The organism is Mucilaginibacter sp. BGA-UO-ETr-C110 (assembly GCF_059567985.1).
Genome location: NZ_JCAQPB010000002.1, coordinates 5144800 through 5166905 on the forward strand (window position 1 = coordinate 5144800; position 22106 = coordinate 5166905).

Below are 22106 nucleotides of genomic sequence, written 5' to 3' on the forward strand. Positions count from 1 at the left end.
TGTTGCTTTTGATTAAACAGCAATAATTAACCAGGCTTAACCAAAAACGATCAATCCTAATTAAGTCGTTTGCTGATTGAATATGTCAAAATTAATAATTCGTTTTGGCATATTTTATTTTGTCAAAACAATATTTTATATTTGTTTTAAGTGAAAACTACTGCGATTAAATCAATTGCAGATTAAAACCCGCCATTCCCTCGGTCAGCGAATGGCGCGACGAACTATTTATTAACTAAATCAAATGCGACCAAATGAGTTAGTAACAACAGAGGCTCTGGATGCCTTCGAAAAAAGAATCCTGGAAAAAATTGAAGCTCTTCTTCAGCCTGAAAAAAGACAAAGCAAACAATGGATAAAGAGCAAGGACGTGAGAAAACTATTAGACATCTCACCTGGCACTTTGCAAAATTTGCGTATTAATGGCACCCTTAGCTTTACGAAGATTGGCGGCATGATGTATTACAAGCTGGAAGATATTCAAAAAGTTCTGGAAGGGGGTAAACAATGAGACCTCCTGTAAAACTCGACAAATTCAAGGTATACAATGAGCGGGCTATGAAAATGAAGAAAGACCCGCGATTATTTATAAGTCATTCAAGCCTTTATAATGCTTTATTTATCTGCTTGCAGCAGAATGGTGGAATTACTCCTTTTCCAGTCAATCGTAGGATATTAATGTCTTATAGCAATATTGCATCTACTGCTACCTATCATAAATGTATTAAGAAGTTGGTTGAGTTAGGTTATATTAGTTATAGCCCATCTTACCATCCTATAAAAGGCAGCCTGATTTCCTGGCAGGAGGAGACAGCATAAAATCTATCAATCTTACGATCACGAAATCGATAGATCTTGTAATCCGTAAATCCCACGATCACATTATCGCTAAATCTTGGGATCACGTTATCTTCCTATCTGAGCCCAAACTGGACGAGCCGTTTTCGAGAATCTCGAAAACGGCTTTTAAAATGCTCTGGGAATCATTCTTTCAGTTTTACGAAGCATCAAATACCTTAAAATCATTATCAAAAAACATGTTGCTTTTGTTACTGCAAGATGTCTTTTTGTATGACAAAAAGTCCCTTGCCCTCCCGGGAGAATTTAAAAAAATTCGCAACTCATTTTTTCTTGGAAGTCTTTTTAAATATCGAAAGAAAGCCTTGTTTCCAATTGGTAGATGGCTAACAACAAATAAATTACTGTCGTGAGATTACCTTACTCACCACTATCGCAAAGATAGTCCAAGCCGGAATAAAATGTCAAGGGTATACGAGCGAGCCGTATTGTTCGCTTTCAGCGGCTGGCTCGCCCTTGACATTTTATCCGGCTTTGCTTTTAGTTGCTTACGTGGTGATTAAGGTAGTATTGTTCATGGCTGTCAAAAAAGAAAAAATAAACTAATTGGCTGATGTTTTGTAAATAATCAAAGTCGCAGGCATAGTTATTCCATAAATCAGATATGTAACCTGACCGCCTGCAAATTTTTCGAAAGGCATATTATTTTTATTCCACCCATATTATTAATCTAAAATGTTATGAAGATAGAAATAGTGGGGTCAGAAGACCTGGAAAAATTTCGCCAGCTATTATTAGCTGACATAAAGGAAATATTAGAAATTAAACAACCCAAAAAGTGGTTGAAGACAAACGACGTAATGGAATTGCTTGGCATATCCGAAGTTACTTTGCAGAAACTTCGGGATAGGAAATGGATTCCTTTCAGAAAACTTGGCGGTATTTGTTATTATAATGCCGAAGAACTCGACGATTGTATTAATAATTTGAAAACTAAATTTTAATGGGTTTTAAGGCTGTGTGAGGGGAAGTACACAAGTCTACAGAAAATTACAATCACCGCAAAAATGCGGAGAATAATCATCGTATTTTCCGCATTTTTGCGATGATTCGGATACCTTGTCAACGCCTGGGTCCTAATGGCCTTTCGTTATCATTATTTTTATAGTGGCTGGCAATGTTGGTCAATTCGTTTTCTATCCAATCAGGTAAATCATCATTTAAGTAGACAAGTTGTTTTTCCTGCACACTTAACAAAGATCTCATCTTACCGAAATCTCCGGACGCATTAATGATCTCCAGATTATCAAAACGATCAGCATATTTTTTAAGGTACTTTAAGCCCAGCTTGTAATTTTGTTCGATAGTTTTAATATCTACAAAATGTCCACCATTTTTTACTCTTTGATTTACACGGAAAATAGATTGATCGATACTTTCCAAGGTCAGATAAATCATGTTTGTAGTATATCCATAGCGCTTGAATTCGGCAACAATATCTACTAAATCATCATCTCTGAAATTGGTCTCCAAAGTAAAGTGCCGCTTATCATTAACTGCGGCGATAGCTTGTTTTAAAAATTCCTTTGTCGCGTCTTCATATACCTGCTTTTTAGGCATATCACGTGATTGGGCCTCGATACGTGCAACAACTATGTCCACGTCAAAAATAATGGCATCGGGTTCCGACAACTCTTTGGAAAAAGTCGATTTTCCCGCTCCATTTGGCCCCGCGACAAATAGCAGTTGCGGGTTATTTGACATAGGATTAAAGAGTTTTTATGAAGTGTTCCTTATAGTTCTTGTCCATCCACATCAATTCTTTTCGATCGCTATATTCGTGTACTGCGAAGGATGTAGTTGGGCAAACCGAAGGATCATAATAGGTAAGATAACCACCTTTAGCAAAAGTTTCATTTCTGACAGCTTCGTAGGTCGGCCGCAGTCTTTCCAGCAATTCTTCGTCTGATAACTCAAAGATTGGCTTTAAACGTAGATTGATTGCGGATGTACTGCTCATGGTTTGATGGAATGTTCTCATACAAATATAATTAATTTAAGATAAATATTTAATTGCTCGTTATCTGATTTGGCGGTTCTAAGCCAGTAGGTCGGATTATTATTTTGCATACTTGATTTTTAATTGTGCCATGTCCTGACTCACTTTAATATCCAGGATTTTAGCATAGTGTTGGGTTGTCTTTATAACGGTATGTCCCAGCATTTTGCTCACACTTTCAATCGGAACACCATTAGATAGCGTTACGGTAGTTGCGAAAGTATGCCGGGCAAGATGAAAGGTAAGGTGCTTAAGAATGCCACATATAGTTGCTATTTCCTGAAGATAGGCGTTCATTTTCTGATTACTTAAAACAGGAAGCACTACATCCTTATTATTACATACAGGATGGTCTTTATATCGCTTTAGCATTTTTAATGGGATTGGAAGAAGCGGTATTCTTGAAGAGGTATCTGTTTTTTGCCGGCTTGTAAAAATCCATTGATCGCCATCCGGGCCAATCCCTATTTCACTCCTTTTAAGTTTTTGTACGTCAGCGTAAGAAAGGCCGGTATAACAACAGAATACAAAAATGTCTCGCACTTGCTGCAGTCTTTCAATAGTCAGTTTCTTCTTACTGATCTTATCAAGTTCCAGTTGGGTAAGAAAAGTACGCTCCTTTGCTTTAGCCGAAGACTTGAATCTGATGAAAGGATTGACCTTTAGCCAATTATTTGCCAGGCAATGGTTGACGATCTTTTTTAGATGTTTAATGTATTTGGCAGCAGATACACCGGAGCATTTGCATTCTGATTTGAGGTAGTATTCAAAATCTACAATGAAAGCATGGTTTAAACTTTGGATCTCAATGTCCGTTTTGCCAAAGTTTGTTTTTAAAAATGCAATCAGGTGTTTAACTGATGTTTTATACCCTTTCAAGGTGTTTTCTTCAAAACCGTTTCCGATCAGCGATTTCAGGCGCATATTATGTTCTTCGAACAATTGCATAAGATATCGGCCTTTTTCTGCCTTGCCTGATAATTGGTTTTTCAAACTTTCGGAAGTGATCGGCTCACCGCTTTCCAATAACATCTGGTGAGCTATCCTAATTTTGGTTTGAATAGTGTCGAGATAGGTGTTTAACATTCGTGATTCTTCTTTGGTGCCGATGCATCTTCCGGCATCGCCGTTCCAGCGGCTGATTTCACAGCTTCTCCCGGCAGAAAGCTCTGATCTTCTGCCATTTACAGTGATTCGGATGTAGATAGGAACAGGACCCTTGTTCCAGGTCTTTTGCTTCTTTAAATAAAAAAGCAGGGCGAAATTTGTCTTCATAAACAAGCTTTAAGGGTAAAACAAAGTTAAGCTTGCATCCTTCAGAAATCAAGATGTTTAATGACTAAACAAGTTGATTATCAATTGTTTATATCATTGTCGGTGAGTAAATATCTAGCCTGTTTTTGCTCACCTTGATTGTCTCTTTTTTAATGAGAATTGGTGTATAAAATGGCATTTTGGCGCAAACAAAAAGACCTGCAATCATTTGATTTGCAGGTCTTTTTGTTTTTTGATACTGTTTTAAGTAGCCCGTAGGGGAATCGAACCCCTGTTTCTAGAATGAAAATCTAACGTCCTAACCCCTAGACGAACGGGCCTTTTTTATTTATTTTCCCTTGTTTTGGGATTGCAAAGATATAGCTTTACCGATAAATTAAAAATAAAATTTAAAAAAAATATTTTAGCTATAAATACCACCTGTTTTAAAGGGTCTCAAACAAAATCATGCCTTTATCATTGTAAATCTTTGCCATGTTAAAGCTATCTTTATAAATAAATAAAACATACTTTATGAAAGCAATCTGGAACGATCAGATCATAGCCGAAAGCAATGATACTATCGTGGTTGAAAACAATCACTATTTCCCTATAGAAAGCGTTAAGGCCGAATATCTTGAAAATACCAATACTCATACTACTTGTCCATGGAAAGGGCTAGCGTCTTATTATACCCTGAATGTTGATGGTAAAAAAAATCAGGATGCTGCCTGGTTTTATCCACAACCAAAGGAGGCTGCCAACCATATAACCAATTATGTGGCCTTTTGGAAAGGTGTTAAAGTAACCGAGTAAACATGAAAAAATACGATGCCATTATCATCGGCGCCGGGCAAGCGGGTGCTCCCTTAGCCAAAAAACTGGCTAACGCGGGTAAAAAAACCGCTATTATTGAAAAACGGTTTTATGGAGGCACCTGTGTAAATGACGGCTGTACTCCTACAAAAACCATGGTGGCATCGGCAAAAGCGGCTTATATGGCAGGCAAAAGCGCGGAACTTGGCGTACCCGTAAAAAAGTTCTCGGTTAATATGCCTCAAATTAAAAAACGCAAAGATGAGATCGTACTCCGTTCGCGCAACGGGGGCTTGCACGCTGCGGAAAAGACCCCAAATCTTGATGTATTATTTGGCGAAGCTGCTTTTACCGGCCATAAAACCATTCTGGTAGCGTTGAACAATGGTAAAAAACAAACACTGCAGGCCGACCTTATATTTTTAAACCCAGGCGCTAAACCTTTTATCCCGGAAATAGAAGGGCTAAATGATATTGACTATCTAACCTCAACAACCATACTCGATGTTGATTATGTTCCAGAGCATTTATTGATATTGGGCGGTAATTATATTGGCCTGGAGTTTGGCCAAATGTTTCGCCGGTTCGGGAGCAAAGTTACCATTCTAGAAAAATCAGCCAGGATCGTATCGCATGAAGATGAGGACATCTCTACGGAAATGCAAAAGATCCTGGAAGCAGAGGCTATTACTATTCATAATCAAACACAGGCTACCGGATTTAAGCAGAAAAAGGGCGGCAAAATAACTGCCACCATATCTGTAAATGGCAAAGAAAAAAAGATCAAATGCTCTCATGTATTAGTAGCAGTTGGCCGCACTCCTCAAACAGAAGCGCTTAACTTACCACATACGGGAGTAGCTACTGACGAAAAAGGAAATATTAAAGTAAATAGCAAATTGGAGACCTCCGCTCCCGGCATCTATGCGCTGGGCGATGCAAAAGGAGGACCAGCGTTTACCCATATCTCGTATAACGACTATACCATTGTTTACCGCAACCTGATTGAGAAACAAGATCTGAATATAAACGACCGCCCCGTACCTTACTGTATGTTTACTGACCCTCAATTGGGCAGGGTAGGTATAGATGAAACCGAGGCTAAAAAACAAGGGCTGAATTACAAAGTGGCCAAACTACCCATGGCCCATGTAGCCCGTGCTATAGAAACCGGCGATACCCGTGGCTTTATGAAAGCTGTTGTTGATACCAAAACAAAAAAAATATTGGGGGCTACTGTTTTAGGACCCGAGGGTGGTGAGATCATGACCGTACTGCAAATGGCAATGGAGGGTGGTATTACTTATGACCGGATACGCTATTGTGTGTTTGCTCATCCGCTGTATTCGGAATCATTAAATAATCTGTTTATGACCCTGGAGGATTAGTCCCCGTTTATGATAAAGGTTAAAGACATAAGCAAGCACTTCGGCAAAGTTAAAGCCGTTGATACCATTAGCCTTGAGGTTCAGGAACAAGAGAACCTTATTTTATTAGGTACCAGTGGTTGCGGCAAAACTACCACACTTAAAATGCTCAACCGGCTGATTGAGCCAACTTCGGGCAGTATTTTTATTAACGGAAAAAACATTGCTGATGAACAACCGGAAATACTAAGACGTGGTATAGGCTATGTTTTACAAAATAATGGTCTTTTCCCACATTATACTGTAGCCGAAAATATTGCCATAGTACCACAATTATTAAAGTGGGATAAAAAGAAAATAGCTGATCGTACTGCTGAGTTGATGGAGAAGCTGCACCTGAGTTCCGATTATCTACATGTTTATCCCAATGAACTAAGCGGTGGTCAGCAACAGCGTATTGGCCTGGCCCGGGCTCTGGTTTCTGATCCGCCGGTTTTATTGATGGATGAACCTTTTGGCGCTTTGGATAACGTTACGCGGGCCGCTATACATAAAGAATTCAAAGCGCTTGATGAATTGAAAAGAAAAACCATCATCATGGTTACCCACGATGTGCAGGAAGCTTTTGAATTGGGCGACAGAATATGTCTTATGGACCAGGGAAAGATCATACAATCGGGCACACCTGCTGATTTACTGTTTAAACCGGCTAATAAATTTGTAAAGGATTTTCTGAAAGATCAGCGCCTGCAGCTGGAATTTAAGGCGATACTGCTACTGGATATATGGGGTCAGTTGCCTAATCATCGTAAAGAAACCCATGCCTCGTCATTATCTGCTGATACTAATCTGTGGACGGCGCTGGAGCATTTTAAGTTTACCGATTCAGAGACAGTCAGCATCAGCAAAGATAAAAACGAAATAAAAACCGTTGGGTTTGAGCAGCTCATGTCGGCTTTTAATCAATATAAAAACAAGCAAGGGCATGAATGAGCATCAGCAAACTTTACTGGAGTTTATGCAGCAACAGGCCGGTAAGTTGGCTGTACAAACCATGCAACATATCGGGCTTACTTTTATTTCTCTCTTTTTCGCGGTGCTTGTGGGTTTGCCTCTGGGTATCATTATCGCCCGCAAAAGAAAGCTTTCCGGTACTGTTTTGGGCTTTGCCGGGATATTGCAAACCATACCAAGCATCGCCCTGCTGGGCTTTATGATCCCCCTGTTAGGCATTGGACCAAAACCGGCCATTGTTGCTTTGTTATTATACGCTTTGCTACCTATTATCCGGAATACCTACACCGGCATTACTGGTATCGACGCCGCGGTGAAAGAAGCGGCAATGGCCATGGGCATGAGTAAATGGCAAATACTGATCAAGGTAGAGCTACCCCTGGCTATGCCTGTTATTTTGGCTGGTATCCGCACCGCTACGGTCATCAATGTGGGTGTAGCTACATTGGCATCCTTCATCGCGGCGGGCGGCTTAGGCGAGTTTATTTTCGGTGGAATATCGCTCAACAATACCAACATGATCCTTGCCGGAGCTATTCCGGCGGCATTGTTGGCCATCATTTTCGATTTCCTGCTATCATTGGTACAAAAGCTCAACTTCAGGAAGCTAAAACGCAGTAGTTATGCATTACCCATTGTATTGCTATTGTTATCATCTTTCTATTTTATCCCCACCGCATATGGCAGCAAACTCACAGCGGGCTTTACACCCGAGTTTATGGGCCGGCAGGATGGCAACCTGGGCCTGGAGAGTAAATACGGTTTAAAGATCCATACCATTGTGATCAGTGATGCTGTGATGTACAAGGCTGCCTACGAAAAAGAACTGGATGTGATTAGCGGATACTCTACCGACGGGCGGTTAAAAGCATACGGCCTGGTAGTGTTGGATGATGATAAAGGCATATTCCCTCCTTATTATGCCGCTCCAATTGTAAGGGACGATGCATTGAAGAAATTTCCGGAGCTGGAAAAAACACTGAATTTGCTATCCGGCAAAATAAATGATTCCGTGATGACCGATTTAAATTACCGTACTGACTATCTTCACCAAAGCCCTGAAAGGGTGGCCAAAGACTTTTTAGTAAAACATAAACTGTTTAAACCAGCCCGCAAGAGCAATGAAGAGAACATTGTACGCATCGGCTCTAAAATATTTGGCGAACAATATATACTGGCCAATATGTACAGCATGCTTATAAAAGGATATACCAATTATGATGTATCAACAAAAACAGGACTTGGTGGTACCAAAATTTGCTTTGATGCTTTAACTAATGACCAGATAGATTTTTATCCGGAATACACGGGCACTGGTTTACTGGCCATATTACAAGCCTCAGCAAAAACAATAAATGAGGTAACAAAAAATAAGGATAGCACTTATAATTATGTGCAGCGGGAATTTAAAAAACAGTACCAGATAAGCTGGTTAAAACCCATCGGGTTTAATAACGCTTATGCTTTAATGATGAGAGAGCAACAGGCCAAAAGTTTAAATATTAAAACAATTTCTAACCTCAAACGATATTTGAATAGTAAATAGTCCCATGAATTTAGTTGATTGTTATAAGAAAGTACGGCAGCGTACCGAATATATTTGCAGTCCTTTGCAAACGGAAGACTACGTGGTACAGCCTGTGGTAGATGTTAGTCCGCCTAAGTGGCACATCGGACACACTACCTGGTTTTTTGAAACTTTTATTCTAAAGCCTTATTTTATGGGCTACCAGGAATTCAATCCTAATTACAACTATGTCTTCAACAGTTACTATGAAACTGTTGGTAATCGCGTTATTCGTACAGACAGAGGCAATTTAAGCCGCCCAACGGTTAACGATATTTACCAATACAGGGCTTATGTGGATGAAGCCATGGAAAAATTCCTGAGCGTGGAGCCCGCGACTGATGTTAAAGAGCTCCTGATACTGGGCTTCAACCACGAAGAACAACACCAGGAACTGTTACTAACTGATATTAAATTTATTTTAGGTCATAATCCCTTGTTTCCGCCATATTCAAGCAGCTACCATTCGCCAAAGGTAGAAACCGCGGAAACTGATTTTATTAAAATAAGCGAAGGCATTTATGAGATAGGGTTTACCGGTGAGGGATTTTGTTTTGACAATGAACTAAACCGGCATAAGGTTTATTTGAACGCTTATGAAATAAGCCCCAACCTGGTAACCAATGCCGAGTATCTGGAATTTATCAATAGCGGAGGCTATCATGATTTCCGTCATTGGCATGCCGAAGGCTGGGATTGGGTTAAAACCAACAAGATCGAATCACCGCTTTACTGGCATTTAATTGATGAGGAATGGCATAACTATACCTTCCATGGTCTGGAATTGCTTAATCCGAACAATCCAGTGTGTCACATCAGTTATTTTGAGGCGTATGCATACGCCTCATGGAAAGACCTTCGTTTACCTACGGAGTTTGAGTGGGAAGCCGCGGCAACACAATTTAGCTGGGGCAAAAGCTGGGAGTGGACAGAAAGCTCATACCTGCCTTACCCGGGCTTTGCAAAAGCTCCGGGCGCCATTGGCGAGTATAACGGCAAATTTATGGTGAACCAAAAAGTATTGCGTGGTGCTTCGGAAGCTACATCTCCGGGCCATAGCCGCATTACTTATCGCAATTTTTTTCAAACAAATTTACGCTGGCAATTTACAGGCATCAGGCTTGCAAAGTAATTGCATAAATACGGAGATATGGACTCAACCTTAGCGCATACGCAATTGAACGACCCATCAAAAACAAAAACCGATTTGTTTTTCAACGATGTAATAACCGGTTTAAAATCAACACCAAAGCGGTTAAATTCAAAATATTTTTATGACGCCAATGGCGATAAGCTTTTTCAGGAACTCATGAACAGCCCGGAATATTATCCAACCGATTGTGAGCTGGAGATATTTTCTGAAAAAACCGCCGAAATTGCAGATGCCCTTATTGCCGATGGCGACGCCTTTGATCTGATTGAATTAGGCGCAGGGGATGCTACTAAATCAACTTACCTGCTTAAATATTTACTGGAGAAAAAGGCTGATTTTACCTATTTGCCTATCGATATTTCAGAAAATGTAATAGCCTATCTGAACATGACCCTGCCCGTTACCTTACCGGGCCTGCAAATTACGGGACTAAACGGCGAATATTTTCATATGCTCACCAAAGCTGCATCTATTTCTTCGCGGCGTAAGGTGGTTTTGTTCCTGGGGTCAAATATTGGTAATATGCCAATAAATGATGCTATTGAATTTTGCAGGGAATTGCGTAAACACTTATCACCCGGCGATATGGCCCTGATCGGGATGGATCTTAAAAAAGACCCTAAAGTTGTGCTGGCCGCTTATAACGACAAAGAAGGTATTACCAAACGGTTTAACCTTAACCTGTTGGAGCGTATTAACCGGGAGCTAAACTCCAATTTTGATATCTCAAAATTTGAACATTACCCTACCTATGATCCGGAAACAGGAGCCTGCAAAAGCTACCTGATCAGCACAGTCGACCAGCAGGTAACTATCAATGGTAAAGAAACTATCGCCTTTTTAAAGGATGAGTATATCTATATGGAGATATCTCAGAAATTCACCATTATGCAAGCCGATCAAATAGCTATCAATACAGGATTTGTACCGGTAGGGCAATTCTTTGATACCAAAAAATGGTTTATTGATGCCATTTGGGTGGCTGCATAAGTTTTTGAACAGCCGGGCCATTTTGTTATAAATTGGGTTTACATGGTTTACACTTTTTATGGTTAACATAAATATAACCAATTAATAATCAATAAATTAGTTATATTTTCCATCGAATAGTGGGTTTACAGTGTAAACCATCCTATAACCAGAAAATCATGGTTCAAACGAAAATATCATAATAATTTCGGGTTCAGCTCCGAGTCGATCAATCCGCCTATGGGTTTGCCCATGAGCCATTTGTGATGGTCATTTTTTTGCCATTCGTTTTTGTAAGGGGTTACCCGGGCACCGTCGGCTACATAAATAATGGTCATTACCTCACGCATCTGATCAGAATTATTACCCGGCGCATTGTGTATGGTAAAACCCCGATGCCAGGTAGCATCGCCGGCCTTCATGGTGTTGGCCCTGCTAATTTCAAATTGCTTTTCCTTCACATAATCATCAAACAAGGTTTCCGACTCATCAGAAATTTCATGATTAAAAACGGCGCCGTTAATATATGATCCCGAAGCAAAAGTTAACATCCCCATATCCACATCAATGTCAACCAAAGGCATCCACATGGTTACCGTATTATGGGTATCAATAGGCCAATAGTACTGATCCTGGTGCCATGGGGTAGGCCCTCCACCCGGCTCTTTGAACAAAGCCTGATCATGATATATCCTTACATTATCAACCCCCATCAAATCGGCAGCTATTTTTGCCATCCGTTTGGCAGTAACAAACTTTTTACTGTCCTCATCAACCCGCCACAAGTTCATGATCTGTAAAAATGCCTTCCCGTAAGTATCCCTTTCTTCCAGTTTACGTTTTTCCGTATTATATCTTTCTGCAGCACCCACAATCACAGGCCTGTAGGCCTTTACCTCCTCTTCTGAAAGTACGTTTTTTATTAAGGTATGCCCTTTTTCACTAAATTCTTGAATGTTTTCGGATGTCAATTTCTTAAGATCATCCAGCTCAGGTAGATAGGTAAATGCACTAATCATAATTTTATTAGCTTTTTTTTCAAAGGAAGCTTATCTTTATATAAAAAAAAATGAAATGAATGGCAGGAAAGTGGCGTATATTATCCACCACCAAATAAAATTCATTACTTTACGTTAAAATATGCAATGATCAAAGCCTCTTACGAAGTCCTTCAGCCCGCAAACAGTCAATCATTCCTTGTCAGGAAATTTGATAAACTGGCATTTGATGCCCCTTACCATTTTCATGATGAATACGAACTGACATGTGTTATAAGAGGCACAGGTAAACGCTATGTGGGTAGCCATATGGAAGATTTTGTCTCTGGCGATCTGGTATTGCTTGGCCCAAATCTTCCGCACTGCTGGAAACTGGAATCCGGAGAAATACCTATTGAGGACGCCAGCGCCATCGTAATACAGTTTAACGACGCTTTTTTGGGTGATGATTTTTTTAACAAATTTGAGCTACAGCATATTAAAAAGCTTTTTCAAAAAAGCGGCAGCGGTATTTTATTTCACTCCGATACCCAGAAGGAAGTAAAAGAACTTTTGTTGAGCCTGGCTAATGAGAAGAGCAATTTCAGAATATTAATATCCCTGCTGGAAATATTACAACGGATGGCTTCGTCTGACGAGTACATACTCCTTGATCAACACCGCGTGATAGCAGAACGCTCCCTGGCTGAGCGTGAGCGGATAAACCCGGTATTAGCTTACCTGGTTGAAAATTTCAGAAAGCAGGTTTCATTAGATGCGGCGGCAAGCATAGCTAACATGACCACCAACGCGTTTTGTAAGTACTTTAAAAAGGTAACCCGTAAAACATTTATGGAAACCATTATTGAGTACAGGCTGAACTATGCCATACAGCAGCTGGTACAAACAGATAAGCCCATATCAGAAATATCGTTTGAAAGTGGCTTTGGCGATGTATCGCACTTTTACAAGATGTTTAAGGCTAAAATGCACCTGAGCCCGCTTAATTACCGCAAAAGGTTTATGCGTAACCTGCTCAACGGCGATAAAAAACTATCTGCTTAACACCAGAAGGGGCTATACACTGATTATACCACGCTTAATGGCGTATATAACCAGGCCTACCAGGTTTTTTGAACATGTTTTTTCAAACAAACGTGCCCGGTATCCTTCTACAGTTCGCACGCTTAGGAATATTTTATCGGCTATTTCCTGGTTGGAGTATTCCTGGCAAACCAGTTTCAACACCTCAATTTCGCGCTCGTTAAGGTCGGCTTTATTATTAGGGATATTGTCGCTATGCTCATTGGTGACCAATTGCTTGATCAGTGTTATAGACAGGTGTTCATTAAAGTAAAAACCCTTGTGATACACCGTTGATATGGCTTCAATGATCTCTTCGGGTTCGGCATTTTTCAGCAGGTAGCCAGATGCTCCGGCTTTCATCATATCCACAATGTACTTGTCTTCATTAAACATGGATAGCGCCAGGATCTTGATGTGCTTATAATGCTGGTGCACATAATCAGCGGTTTGGATGCCATCCATTTCGGGCATTTTGATATCCATCAATAATACATCCGGCGATTTATCGACTAATAAACCCACCAGTTCTTTGCCATTAGATGCCTCCAATATCAGGTCAAAATCCTCACAATCTTCTAACGTCGCTTTTAATCCGTTCCTGAAAATTTTATGATCATCAATAATGCCTAATTTTATCGTACTCATTGTGTAACAAATAGTTGGCTAATATAGCAAATAGTTAGTATCAAGTCGCTAGTATCAAGTATCAAGATTATCCGCGGCTTTAAAACAAATATACCTTATAATCAACATATTAGTATCAAGCATTACGATTATTAGCGACTTTATATACAGCACCATACAAGAATGTCTTGATACTTGATACTAGCGACTTGATACCAAATTATGCTATTTTTAATTTTATAGTTGTAAACGTGCCGGCCGTGGGCTTGCTTATAATGTTAATTTCGCCGTTGATGAGTTGTACACGGCTCTCCAGGTTTTTGATACCAAACCCTTGTTTTACTTCATTTAATTTAAACCCCACGCCATTATCTTTAAATTCCATTATCATAAAATCACCTTCCTGTTTAACCGAAAGGTGGATAATGGTAGCATCGGCATGTTTAATGGCGTTACCAAAAAGTTCCTGTGCTATACGGTATAGCGCCAGCTCAACTTCATTTGGAAAGCGCTGATCATTTATTTTTTTTTCAAACCTTACTTTTATACGTGTGGCTTGCTCAACTTTATTGCCCAGGGCCTCCAGGGCTATCAGAAAGCCATAGTCGGTAAGCACCGGGGGTAAAACGTTGTGGATAATATTGCGTATTTCCTGGATACTTTCGTCAATAAGCCTGCGGGTATCGGCCAGCAGGGGCTGGGAGTTTTCATTGATGCAATTTTTATCAAGCCGGTGCATATTGAGCTTAATGGCCGATAGTACCTGCCCCACACTATCATGCAAATCTTCGGCAAGGCGTTTGCGTTCGCTTTCCTGTGTTTCAAAAACAGCGTTCATCAAATCGCCTTGCCGCTGATCATGCAGCGTACGTAATTCTACCTGATTCTTTATCATTTTGCGCTGATAAATGATCACGAAGAAAAACAAACAAGTAATTAATATAACAACCACTAATGTCCCGATAATCAATACCGGGATCAGGTCGTTTTCTGTGGTTTGCAAAGTAATCCGGTTGAGTATAACAAATTAGCAATTATATTAGTTGAACTATGTATCATAAAGAGTTTTGGCCTGAGTTCAGAAGGTATCTGGTTAAATAGCATAAATATAAAAATATTTACCGCGGAATAAAACAATACCCCCGCGTTTATCCAAAACCAACCCTGCTTTTCAATATATACATACTCCTGTCGGTTCAATAATTGGTAAAAATATATCAGCGATAAAACAATAAGAAAAATACTCAAAGCGGTATTTGATATAGATGGATAAGTCCAAATTTTAATGGAATTATACAAAAAAGCAATTAAAGTTATTACAGATAAAGCGACTGTTATTTTCTTTAAAATAGCGTTGAAAAATAAAGAATAGTAGATAAAAGCAAAAAACATAAGACTGATGGCCAAATATAAATGGACACATGGCATATCGTTCCGAATGCCGAAGTGTGAAGCAAGCCAAAATCCAACATCAAAAAGAAATGAAACCAATAAATAAGCCGTAAATATTTTTAGCTTTTTATCAATTTGCCTGTAATTAAACATTGCCGCAATTACGGGAATCACACCCGATATCACCGAAAGTATTGCTAATGTATAATCATCCATCGAATTGTATCCGTTTAACTTGTTGCACCAGTCAAGACATTTGAAGGACATCCCGAAGTTCCAGGACAAGGCATTGACTGATCGCCTATAGTGGTATCATCCAGTTTTGCAGCCATTAAACTAAATGTTTTTGCGCCGGTTGAAACAGCAGCTTCATTTTTCATATCTCTTGGTAAAAGATCTTCGCCTGTTTCAATCACTCCTGTTATTACAAAACGTTGTTCACCCTCGGCATTGGCAATTGTTTTTATAAAAAAATTACCAATGGCTACAAAAAACTTTTGAAAACTGGTTAAATGTTGGCTGTTGGCATAATAGATACGGATACCCAGACAACCTTCCTGCTGTAGTATGCGATTAAGTATTACCTGTCCAAAAAATTGGGAAAGGGTGGCTTTGGGATGGCGATGCCTATAGTTCGCTGTCCAGTTGGCTGCCTTATCCAATTCAATTGGGCCGCCTTCGTTACCGGTGATAACACCTCTTGCTTGTTGTGCTTCTGTTGTTGTTTCCATGATTTTAATTAATAGGGTTTGGGATTAGTTGATAAAACTAACATTAATTAGTAATTAATTCAACAAACCCAAGCCGGCACCTAAAACTTACCCCAGCATTAACAATCACGTAACACACTCATAAACAATAAATAATGAATTTTAATCCATCATAAGGCACTACAATATCACGTAATTTTACGTATCAAAAACTGTAATATTACGCGGGGTATTATATACCCTTATCAGGCAATATAAAACAATAATTCTAAAAGCCTATACAATCGACACAAACACTTATTAACAATATTTAGTAAGCAAATATTGCCAGTATTAATTTTATTATTTAGGTTTATGATAACTATTAACTGATCCTATAAAATAAGGGCGCCGTATTGCTATGGCCCCTTTTACATTTTAAAATAATCGTAATATATAGGAAAACTCATACACAATAAATACAACTACCAATACAGCATGAAACACCCGGTTGTTTACTTTCATAGCCACCATGCACAACACAAAATGGGTAACGTTACGGATGGGGTATTCAATGCCGTAGTGATGTAAGTAAGCGTTGCCTTTGATCAGGGTATCGATAATATCAAGCAGGTAGCTAAAGCCCAATATGCCGAAGATCCATTTGCGGCGGGAGTAAAAATAATCTTCGTAATCTTTATAATCGTTCAGGTCATCGGGATATAATAAGGCGCAAACACTATAATATACCACTATGTAAATAATTACAAAAAGGTATTCGGCAAAAAGCCAGTGTTTAATATCGTGCAGGTTATACTCCCACCACCAAAAATGGAGCAGTAGGATAAACAGGTAAAACGACCATAGGGAATGTACCCAATAAGGTTTACTGCGCCCCGGGTGCTGAATTTGCTTAGCTGCCCCTCTGAGCAGGTGTGTAATACTCAAACCCAGTATAATACCAATTGCAGACTTAATGTGGCTGAAAATATCCATAGGCAAATGTTATGGAGGATAATAAAACTAAAAATATAAATTTTTAGTCAGCATTTTAACTCTAAAACATTTAGGATACAGCCAATTACTAAAATATAGCCTCGGCTATGCGCTTGGTTGGCCCGGCGTTGCTCATGGTATAAAAATGCAATACGGGCACGCCAAACTTCACCAGTTCTTTACATTGGTTGATCATCCACTCAATACCCATGTCTTTGACGTCTTTTTCTGATTTACAACCGTGAATAGCATCGCACAGATCTTCGGGCATATCAATATGGAAGGTTTTTGACAGGTTAACCAACTGCTTTGATGTGGTGATAGGTTTTAAGCCCGGTATAATGGGCACGTTGATTCCGTTGGCCCGGCAGTTGTTTACAAAATCAAAATATTTCTGATTATCAAAAAACATCTGAGTAACAATAAAGCTGGCGCCCATATCCACCTTTTGTTTCAGGTATTTAAAGTCGGTTTTGAGATTTGGGGCCTCAAAGTGTTTTTCGGGATAACCGGCCACACCAATACAGAAATTGGTTTTGGCGATGTTATCATAATCTTCATGCAAATAAACACCGTTGTTCATGTTCACTACCTGCTGTAGCAGATCGGTAGCATAAGCATGTCCGTTGGGAGTAGGCACAAACGACGAATCACTGTTACGAGCATCACCGCGTAATACCAGCACATTTTCGATACCCAAAAACTCCAGTTCGATCAGGGCGTTCTCCGTTTCGTCCCGCGTAAAACCACCGCAAAGCAAATGCGGAACAGTATCTACCTTATACCGGTTCATGATAGCCGCGCAAATAGCAATAGTTCCGGGACGTTTACGATAGCTCAGTTTTTCCAACAAACCATTGGGATGCTGTTTATAAATATAATCCTCGCGCAACGAGGTCACATCAATAAAAGGCGGCTTAAACTCCATTAACGGATCAATAGCGTTGTATATGCCCTGTATGCTTTGTCCCTTTAAAGGTGGAATGAGCTCAAAAGAGAAAAGTGTTTTGCCTGCTGCATTAGCTATATGTTCCGTAATCTTCATTGGTGGATTTGGGTTGTGAATCTTGTTTTCTATATATCGTCATTGCGAGGTTTTTATTCGCCGTCATTGCGAGCGTAGCGTGGCAATCCCCAATAAGCAGAGCCACTCTGTATAGTTAGGGATTGCCACGCTACGCTCGCAATGACGTTTATTTATGTTTATTTCCTCGCAATGACGTGTGTTGGGTTTTTATTTAATTCAATAATTAATATTAGGGCCAAGCCAGCGTTCAACCGTTTCGAGATCCATGTTCTTACGAGTAGCATAATCCACTACTTGATCTTTGCTGATCTTACCCAGGCCAAAATACCTGGCTTGCGGATGCGCGAAATAAAAACCGCTTACGGAGGCAGCCGGCAGCATAGCCAGGCTCTCCGTCAGGTGCATGTGGGCGTTATCTTCGGCTTTTAGCAGATCAAACAATGTGGTTTTCTCGGTATGATCCGGACAAGCGGGATATCCCGGTGCCGGACGAATACCCTGGTATTCTTCTTTAATCAGGTCCTCGTTACTTAAGCGTTCCCCTTTTGAATATCCCCAGTGATCCTTACGTACCAGCTCGTGCATTTTTTCGGCAAAGGCTTCGGCCAGGCGATCGGCCAGCGCTTTAGCCATAATGCTGTTATAATCGTCATGATCGCGCTCAAATTCGGCTACCAACTCATCACAGCCCAAACCTGTTGTTACGGCAAAACCGCCCATATAATCGGGCACGCCGCTTTCTTTTGGAGCGATAAAATCTGATAGCGCATAGTATGGCTCACCTTTCATTTTTTCGGTTTGCTGGCGCAGGGTATGTATGCGGGTTAATAGCTGCGTACGACTTTCGTCGGTATACAGTTCAATATCATCGCCCACACTATTGGCTGGCCAAAAACCGATCACCCCGCTTGCTTTTAACAGTTTCTGATCAACGATCTTTTTCAGCAGTTCCTGCGCATCGTCAAACAGTTTTTTAGCTTCATCGCCCACAAATTTATCGGCAAATATTTTCGGATAGCTACCACGTAGTTCCCAGGTATGGAAAAACGGTGTCCAGTCGATATAAGGCACCAGCTCATCCAACGGGTACGATTCAAATACTTTTGTACCGGTAAATGCGGGTTTTATAGTTACATCGCCATCCAGGCTGATCTGGAATTTTGATTTGCGGGCGTCATCAATCGTCACAAAACGCTTGTCCGATTTTTTGTTCAAATGTGCTTCACGGGCTTTGGCATACTCCTCTTTAATACCTTGAATATAGGCATCCCGGTTATCCTTACTCATTAAGTTACTGCACATGGTAACACTTCGCGAAGCGTCTATGCCGTGTATCACCGGTCCGGAGTAATTCGGATCAATCTTCACCGCAGCGTGGATACGTGATGTGGTAGCACCACCCACAATCAGCGGAATGGTAAAGCCCTGCCGTTCCATTTCTTTGGCAAAGTGTACCATTTCATCCAGCGAAGGGGTGATCAATCCGCTCAATCCTATAATATCTACATTCTGGGCCTTGGCTTCTTCAATAATTCGCTGTGCAGGCACCATTACTCCCAGGTCAATGATCTCGAAGTTATTGCAGGCCAGCACTACACCTACTATATTTTTACCGATATCATGCACATCGCCTTTAACGGTAGCCATTAATATTTTACCCGCATTAGCCCGGTTTCCGCTTGAATCTTCACCGGCATCAATAACCCTTTGTTTTTCGAGTTCGATAAAGGGCAGCAGATAGGCCACCGCTTTTTTCATTACCCGGGCTGATTTTACTACCTGGGGCAAAAACATTTTACCGGCGCCAAACAGGTCGCCCACGATGTTCATGCCATCCATTAGCGGCCCCTCTATCACTTCCAATGGCTTGCTGTAAGCCAAACGGGCTTCTTCCACATCATCATCCAGGTATTCGATGATACCTTTTACCAGCGCATGCGAAAGCCGTTCCTGAACGGGGCCTTTGCGCCATTCTTCATCGCGCACTATTTCTTTGCCTTTACTTTTAATGGTATCGGCATATTCTACCAGGCGTTCGGTGGCATCATCCCGACGATTCAGCAATACATCCTCTACCAGCTCCAGCAGTGTTTTATCAATTTCCTGGTAAACCTCCAGCATACCGGCATTCACAATACCCATATCCATACCAGCCCTGATAGCGTGATACAAAAACGCGGAGTGCATAGCCTCGCGCACTACATTGTTCCCCCTGAAGGAGAACGAAATATTACTTACCCCACCGCTCACTTTGGCATGAGGCAGGTTTTGTTTTATCCAGCGGGTAGCTTCAATAAAGTCGACCGCATAGTTATTATGTTCTTCGAGGCCGGTAGCCACGGTTAATATATTAGGATCGAAAATAATATCCTGCGGCGGAAAACCAACCTCATTTACCAGGATATCATAGGAGCGTTTACAGATCTCGATACGGCGCTGCAGAGAATCGGCCTGACCGGTTTCGTCAAAGGCCATTACTACCGTAGCCGCGCCATAGCTTAATATTTTACGTGCCTGCTCCCTGAACTTATCTTCACCCTCTTTCAGCGAGATGGAGTTCACGATACCTTTACCCTGGATACATTTTAAGCCAGCCTCGATAACCGTCCATTTAGAGGAGTCGATCATGATGGGGAGTTTGGCAATATCGGGTTCAGAAGCTACCAGGTTCAGGAATTTCACCATCACCGCTTCCGAATCGATCATACCCTCATCCATGTTGATATCGATCACCTGCGCGCCGCCCTCTACCTGTTGCAGGGCAACGGCCAGGGCCGCTTCATAATCTTCGGCCAGGATCAGTTTCGAGAACTTGGGCGATCCGGTAATATTGGTACGCTCACCCACGTTCACAAAAATACTTTCGGGAGTGATGGTAACGGCTTCCAATCCGCTCAATCGCAGATTCGGATCCACCGTTGGAACTATTCTTGGCGAATATTTGGCGGCCCTTTCGGCAATGCACTTGATGTGCTCAGGCGTAGTACCACAACAGCCCCCTACGATATTCACCAGGCCTGCTTTTATAAAATCATCCAGCTGATGAGCAGTTTCATGCGCGGTTTCGTCATACTGACCAAACTCATTGGGTAAACCAGCGTTGGGGTAGGCAGATATAAACACATCGGCCTTTTCGGAAAGCTCGGCCAGGTGAGGGCGCATTTCTTTGGCACCCAAAGCACAATTTAGCCCTACAGAAAGCAGGTTAGCATGCCGTACCGAGTTCCAGAAAGCCTCAACCGTTTGACCAGATAGGGTACGCCCCGAAGCATCGGTAATGGTACCAGAGATCATGATAGGCAAATGCTTACCCGACTCATTTGCATATCGATTGATGGCAAATAAAGCCGCTTTAGCGTTCAGCGTATCAAATATGGTTTCAACCAGTAACAGATCGCTCCCGCCATCAACCAGGCCACGAACCTGGTCATAATAAGCCTCGGCCAGGTCATCAAATGTTACTGCACGATATCCGGGATCATTTACATCAGGTGATAGCGATGCGGTACGGTTAGTTGGCCCAACAGCGCCTGCCACAAACCGGGGTTTAGCCGGATTTTTGGTGGTATATTCTTCGGCCACTTCGCGGGCCAGGCGTGCTCCTTCATAGCTTAGCTCATAGGCCAGCTCTTCCAGCTTATAATCGGCCAGGGAAATTACTTGTGTGCTAAAAGTGTTGGTCTCAATAATATCGGCACCAGCGTCCAGATATTCGGCATGTATAGCCTTGATAATATCCGGGCGGGTAATGTTCAGCAGGTCGTTATTTCCCTGCAGGTCAGAGTTATGATCTTTAAAACGCTCCCCACGAAAATCCTGCTCGGTTAACTGGTACCGTTGTATCATGGTACCCATTGCCCCGTCAATTACCAGTATGCGTTTCTCTAATTCTTTTCTAATATCCATTTTCTCAGTGGGCAGTTGCCAGTTATCAGTGGGCAGTAAACTCAAATATCCAGATACAGCAAAAACTGCAAACTGCTTACTCAAAACTGTCAACTGTATAATAGCTTATCTCGAAAAGTCGGGTATATGACTGACTTTCGCTTATCTTTCCCAACGCTTTTTGTGTTGTTGAGTAGAATGTAGCACCTTGTATGGTACAGGTTGCTAAGACATCGCAGGGTCTAATCCCTCCGCCTTTCTCTATAAGCAATGCAAAGGTGCACAATAAAGCTTTAATATGCAATAGTTTTACCCCCTTCTGTTGTATACACCAAACGTGTTTACAATTGCATGAATATTCGGCCAGAGATATTGATGAGTTATGTCATGAAATCTCGGCGACCATGCCTCAAAAAACTTTTTAAACCTAAAA

Annotated in this window: 21 protein-coding genes, 1 tRNA gene and 1 riboswitch; of the genes, 10 read left to right on the forward strand and 12 right to left on the reverse strand. The window is 41.1% G+C overall.

Going from position 1 to position 22106, the window contains the following annotated elements:
• Positions 1–244: 244 nt before the first annotated feature.
• The 3 genes from AC57BQ_RS22055 to AC57BQ_RS22065 all read left to right on the forward strand — a co-directional run bounded on the left by AC57BQ_RS22055 (position 245) and on the right by AC57BQ_RS22065 (position 1802).
• Positions 245–511 (forward strand): helix-turn-helix domain-containing protein, encoded by a 267-nt coding sequence (locus AC57BQ_RS22055; protein ID WP_496408313.1) that lies wholly within the window; start codon positions 245–247, stop codon positions 509–511.
• Positions 512–558: 47 nt separating this feature from the next.
• Positions 559–819 (forward strand): hypothetical protein, encoded by a 261-nt coding sequence (locus AC57BQ_RS22060; RefSeq protein WP_496408314.1) that lies wholly within the window; start codon positions 559–561, stop codon positions 817–819.
• 719 nt (positions 820–1538) lie between these two features.
• Positions 1539–1802, forward strand: a complete 264-nt coding sequence (locus AC57BQ_RS22065; RefSeq protein WP_496408315.1) for a helix-turn-helix domain-containing protein — start codon at positions 1539–1541, stop codon at positions 1800–1802.
• Positions 1803–1920: 118 nt separating this feature from the next.
• Here AC57BQ_RS22065 and AC57BQ_RS22070 read toward each other — a convergent pair whose 3' ends face one another.
• From AC57BQ_RS22070 to AC57BQ_RS22085, 4 genes are all read right to left on the reverse strand, one after another.
• On the reverse strand, positions 1921–2562 hold the full coding sequence (locus AC57BQ_RS22070) for a zeta toxin family protein (RefSeq protein ID WP_496408316.1): 642 nt from the start codon (positions 2560–2562) through the stop codon (positions 1921–1923).
• Between the two features lie 4 nt (positions 2563–2566).
• Positions 2567–2839 (reverse strand): hypothetical protein, encoded by a 273-nt coding sequence (locus AC57BQ_RS22075; RefSeq protein ID WP_496408317.1) that lies wholly within the window; start codon positions 2837–2839, stop codon positions 2567–2569.
• Between the two features lie 78 nt (positions 2840–2917).
• Positions 2918–4132, reverse strand: a complete 1215-nt coding sequence (locus tag AC57BQ_RS22080; RefSeq protein ID WP_496408318.1) for a site-specific integrase — start codon at positions 4130–4132, stop codon at positions 2918–2920.
• A 248-nt stretch (positions 4133–4380) separates the two neighbouring features.
• Positions 4381–4452: transfer RNA gene (locus tag AC57BQ_RS22085), tRNA-Glu, on the reverse strand.
• A 193-nt stretch (positions 4453–4645) separates the two neighbouring features.
• Here AC57BQ_RS22085 and AC57BQ_RS22090 point away from each other — a divergent pair.
• Genes AC57BQ_RS22090 through AC57BQ_RS22115 form a run of 6 tightly spaced genes read left to right on the forward strand, consistent with a single transcriptional unit; the run spans position 4646 to position 11018 of the window.
• Entirely contained in the window at positions 4646–4927 is a 282-nt protein-coding gene (locus tag AC57BQ_RS22090; RefSeq protein ID WP_496408319.1) for a DUF427 domain-containing protein, read from the forward strand.
• A 2-nt stretch (positions 4928–4929) separates the two neighbouring features.
• Positions 4930–6315 carry a mercuric reductase gene (locus AC57BQ_RS22095; protein ID WP_496408320.1) on the forward strand — a complete coding sequence of 462 codons (1386 nt, stop codon included), beginning with the start codon at positions 4930–4932 and terminating at the stop codon, positions 6313–6315.
• Positions 6316–6324: 9 nt separating this feature from the next.
• A complete protein-coding gene (locus AC57BQ_RS22100) occupies positions 6325–7287 on the forward strand; it encodes an ABC transporter ATP-binding protein (protein ID WP_496408321.1) in 963 nt (320 codons plus the stop codon).
• Positions 7280–8854, forward strand: coding sequence for an ABC transporter permease/substrate-binding protein (locus tag AC57BQ_RS22105; RefSeq protein ID WP_496408322.1), 1575 nt, complete (start codon positions 7280–7282; stop codon positions 8852–8854). The genes AC57BQ_RS22100 and AC57BQ_RS22105 overlap by 8 nt, the downstream gene beginning before the upstream one ends.
• A 4-nt stretch (positions 8855–8858) precedes the next feature.
• The gene (gene egtB, locus AC57BQ_RS22110; protein ID WP_496408323.1) at positions 8859–10007 is read left to right on the forward strand and encodes an ergothioneine biosynthesis protein EgtB; all 1149 of its coding nucleotides are present in this window, start codon (positions 8859–8861) and stop codon (positions 10005–10007) included.
• 18 nt (positions 10008–10025) lie between these two features.
• On the forward strand, positions 10026–11018 hold the full coding sequence (locus tag AC57BQ_RS22115) for an L-histidine N(alpha)-methyltransferase (RefSeq protein ID WP_496408324.1): 993 nt from the start codon (positions 10026–10028) through the stop codon (positions 11016–11018).
• A 176-nt stretch (positions 11019–11194) separates the two neighbouring features.
• Here AC57BQ_RS22115 and AC57BQ_RS22120 read toward each other — a convergent pair whose 3' ends face one another.
• On the reverse strand, positions 11195–12016 hold the full coding sequence (locus tag AC57BQ_RS22120) for a phytanoyl-CoA dioxygenase family protein (RefSeq protein WP_496408325.1): 822 nt from the start codon (positions 12014–12016) through the stop codon (positions 11195–11197).
• 126 nt (positions 12017–12142) lie between these two features.
• Here AC57BQ_RS22120 and AC57BQ_RS22125 point away from each other — a divergent pair, with 126 nt between their 5' ends.
• Complete coding sequence (locus AC57BQ_RS22125) at positions 12143–13039, forward strand: AraC family transcriptional regulator (protein ID WP_496408326.1); 897 nt, start codon at positions 12143–12145, stop codon at positions 13037–13039.
• A 12-nt stretch (positions 13040–13051) separates the two neighbouring features.
• Here the strand turns inward: AC57BQ_RS22125 and AC57BQ_RS22130 are convergent, their stop codons facing one another.
• From AC57BQ_RS22130 to metH, 7 genes are all read right to left on the reverse strand, one after another.
• Positions 13052–13705, reverse strand: coding sequence for a response regulator transcription factor (locus AC57BQ_RS22130; RefSeq protein ID WP_496408327.1), 654 nt, complete (start codon positions 13703–13705; stop codon positions 13052–13054).
• Between the two features lie 199 nt (positions 13706–13904).
• A complete protein-coding gene (locus AC57BQ_RS22135; RefSeq protein ID WP_496408328.1) occupies positions 13905–14579 on the reverse strand; it encodes a sensor histidine kinase in 675 nt (224 codons plus the stop codon).
• A gap of 83 nt (positions 14580–14662) precedes the next feature.
• Positions 14663–15292: a hypothetical protein gene (locus AC57BQ_RS22140; RefSeq protein ID WP_496408329.1), complete on the reverse strand. Its 630-nt coding sequence runs from the start codon at positions 15290–15292 to the stop codon at positions 14663–14665.
• A gap of 14 nt (positions 15293–15306) precedes the next feature.
• Positions 15307–15807: a hypothetical protein gene (locus AC57BQ_RS22145; RefSeq protein WP_496408330.1), complete on the reverse strand. Its 501-nt coding sequence runs from the start codon at positions 15805–15807 to the stop codon at positions 15307–15309.
• A 396-nt stretch (positions 15808–16203) separates the two neighbouring features.
• Positions 16204–16761: a hypothetical protein gene (locus tag AC57BQ_RS22150; RefSeq protein WP_496408331.1), complete on the reverse strand. Its 558-nt coding sequence runs from the start codon at positions 16759–16761 to the stop codon at positions 16204–16206.
• Positions 16762–16849: 88 nt separating this feature from the next.
• Complete coding sequence (metF, locus tag AC57BQ_RS22155; protein WP_496408332.1) at positions 16850–17806, reverse strand: methylenetetrahydrofolate reductase [NAD(P)H]; 957 nt, start codon at positions 17804–17806, stop codon at positions 16850–16852.
• A gap of 198 nt (positions 17807–18004) precedes the next feature.
• Positions 18005–21694, reverse strand: coding sequence for a methionine synthase (gene metH / locus AC57BQ_RS22160; RefSeq protein ID WP_496409489.1), 3690 nt, complete (start codon positions 21692–21694; stop codon positions 18005–18007).
• 138 nt (positions 21695–21832) lie between these two features.
• A riboswitch (SAM riboswitch) is annotated at positions 21833–21943 on the reverse strand.
• Positions 21944–22106 lie beyond the last annotated feature (163 nt).